This is a genomic window from Micromonospora sp. M51 (assembly GCF_018070305.1).
In the GTDB taxonomy this organism is placed as follows: domain Bacteria; phylum Actinomycetota; class Actinomycetes; order Mycobacteriales; family Micromonosporaceae; genus Micromonospora; species Micromonospora parva.
Map to the genome: position 1 here is coordinate 1 of NZ_JAGPXZ010000878.1, position 2,305 is coordinate 2,305.

3 protein-coding genes and 1 pseudogene are annotated in these 2,305 nt (G+C 72.5%); all 4 read left to right on the forward strand.

What is annotated here, in order from left to right:
- Positions 1–353: pseudogene (locus KBX53_RS30085) on the forward strand (hypothetical protein); the annotation flags it as partial.
- Positions 354–394: 41 nt separating this feature from the next.
- Positions 395–1,027 carry a phosphoribosyltransferase gene (locus KBX53_RS30090; RefSeq protein ID WP_030331797.1) on the forward strand — a complete coding sequence of 211 codons (633 nt, stop codon included), beginning with the start codon at positions 395–397 and terminating at the stop codon, positions 1,025–1,027.
- Positions 1,028–1,049: 22 nt separating this feature from the next.
- On the forward strand, positions 1,050–1,430 hold the full coding sequence (locus tag KBX53_RS30095) for a zf-TFIIB domain-containing protein (protein ID WP_210863063.1): 381 nt from the start codon (positions 1,050–1,052) through the stop codon (positions 1,428–1,430).
- A gap of 98 nt (positions 1,431–1,528) precedes the next feature.
- Entirely contained in the window at positions 1,529–2,206 is a 678-nt protein-coding gene (locus KBX53_RS30100) for a maleylpyruvate isomerase N-terminal domain-containing protein (protein ID WP_210863065.1), read from the forward strand.
- Positions 2,207–2,305: the final 99 nt, after the last annotated feature.

Genomic DNA, 2,305 nt, shown 5'->3' on the forward strand with positions numbered 1-2,305 from the left:
GCTTCCCGCTCGGCCACGGGCTGGTCACCAGCCCCGCGCAGTCACCGTTCCCCGGCTACCTGATCGCCAGCACGCTACCCGCCGGCCGACTCATCGCCGCCGCGCTGCTGGTCGCCGCCGGAGTGGCCATCGCCGTCCGGCTCGCCCGCCGCCCGCCCCGCACCGCCGTCGCCGCCACCCTCATCTGCGGGTACGGGCTGCTCGCCGCCATCGCCCTGATGCCCTCGACCCGCTTCGGCTACCTGCTGTATCCACTGGCGCTGCTGACCTGGGCACCCGCGCTGCACCGCCCGGCCCACACGCCGGCCACCCCGCTTCCCGACGTTTGGCCCGGTCGGAGCACTTCGGCGTAACTTCCGAGCGGAACGACCCGTCAGGGCGTAGACCTGAAGGCATGACGACGTACCGCGACCGGGCCGACGCCGGCCGGGTGCTCTCCGAACGGCTCAGCGCACTCATCGGCGAACCAGACGTCGTCGTCCTCGGCCTCGTGCGGGGCGGCGTACCTGTCGCCCGAGTCGTCGCCGAACGGCTCGGCGCGCCACTGGACGTGCTGGTCGTCCGCAAACTCGGCATGCCGTGGGCCCGGGAGGTCGCCTTCGGCGCACTCGGCCCGGGCGGCGTCCAGGTGCTCAACGACCTGGTGGCCGGCCGGCTCAGCAGCGACGACATCGCCCAGGTCAGCCGGCAGGAGCAGGCAGAGCTGGAACGCCGGGAACGGCTCTACCGGGGCGGGCGCGCACAGTTGGACCTCACCGGACGGACCGCGGTGATCGTCGACGACGGCCTCGCCACCGGCGCGACCGCCCGCGCCGCCGTCGAGGTCGCCCGCCAACTCGGGGCGCACCGGGTCGTGGTCGCGGTCCCGGTCGGCGCGCAGGAGGCGTACGAGCTGCTGACCGCCGAAGCGGACCAGGTCATCTGCGCCCAACGCCCACCCGACTTCGGCGCGGTGAGCGTCTACTACGACGACTTCCACGAGGTGTCCGACGAAGAAGTCACCGAGGCGCTCACAGCAACCGCTTAGGTGCACCAGGTACCGTCGGGAGATGAGCCTCACCTGTCCCAAGTGTCACGGAGAAATGCGCCAGTACGAGCGCAGCGGCGTCGTCATCGACCAGTGCGGGGAGTGCCGAGGCATCTTCCTGGACCGCGGCGAACTGGAGAAGCTGTTCGAAGCGGAGGCCAACTGGAGCCGCCAGCAGGCCGGTGGCGCGCCAGGTCAGCCCGCGCAGCAGCCGGCCGGCTACCCGCCGCCGCCCCCGCCTCCGGCGCACCAGCCCGGGTACGGCAACGTCCCGCCGCCGCCCCCGCCCGCCCACGGCTACCCGCCGCAGCCGGCCTACGGCCACCCGCAGCAGCACCACGGCTACCACGGCCACGACCGGCAGAAGAAGCGCAAGGGCTTCCTCGACGAGATGTTCGGCTGAGCCGAGGCAAGCCTTCGCCCGGGTCGATCCACGCGTCGGCCCGGGCACACCACCGGTGACCATTGGCGGGCGGCAGGCTTCATGCCAGGCTGAATCGCATGACCGCGATCCGACTGCACGAGGCGCTGGCCCAGGCGTACGACGGGATCACCGCGGTGGTCGGCCGCCTGGACGACGCCGGCCTGCAACGAGCCACCCGCTGTCAGGGATGGCTCGTCGCCGACCTGCTCCTGCACGTGCTCGGCGACGCCCAACGGGCACTCGTCGCCCTGGCCAGCCCCGTCGACGGCCCCGCCGACGTCGACGACGTGAGCTACTGGCGGGACTTTCCCGGCGACGACGACACTTCCGCCCGGCACGCCTGGTGGGTCCGCCGATCGGCCGCCGCCTTCGACCGTCCGACCGGGATCGTCGACCTCTGGCGGGACACCGCCCCGGCCTCGGTCCGCGCCGCCGCGTCAGCCGCCCCTGACGGGTACGTGACCACACAGGGCCACGTGCTGCGGGTGCCGGATTTCCTCGCCACCCTGACCACCGAGGCCGCCATCCACCACCTGGACCTGACGCTGGAACTACCCGACGCCCCGCCGCCCGGCCCACTTGCGGTACGCGTCGCGGTGGCGACCATGGACGGCCTGCTCAGCGACGACACGGTCAGACCCACCGCATGGGACGACCATGACTTCCTGCTGAAGGCCACCGGGCGGGTGCCGCTGACCGACCGGGACAGGCTGGAGCTGGGCGAGTCGGCGGGCTGGTTCCCGCTGCTCGGCTAGGGCCTGTTTCATAAGGGCGGTCGAGCCGAGGCGGAGTCCGGGCGGCGATCCGGCAAGGCGCGGTTTCGTCCGGATACCGGTGTCGTATCCGGACGAAAC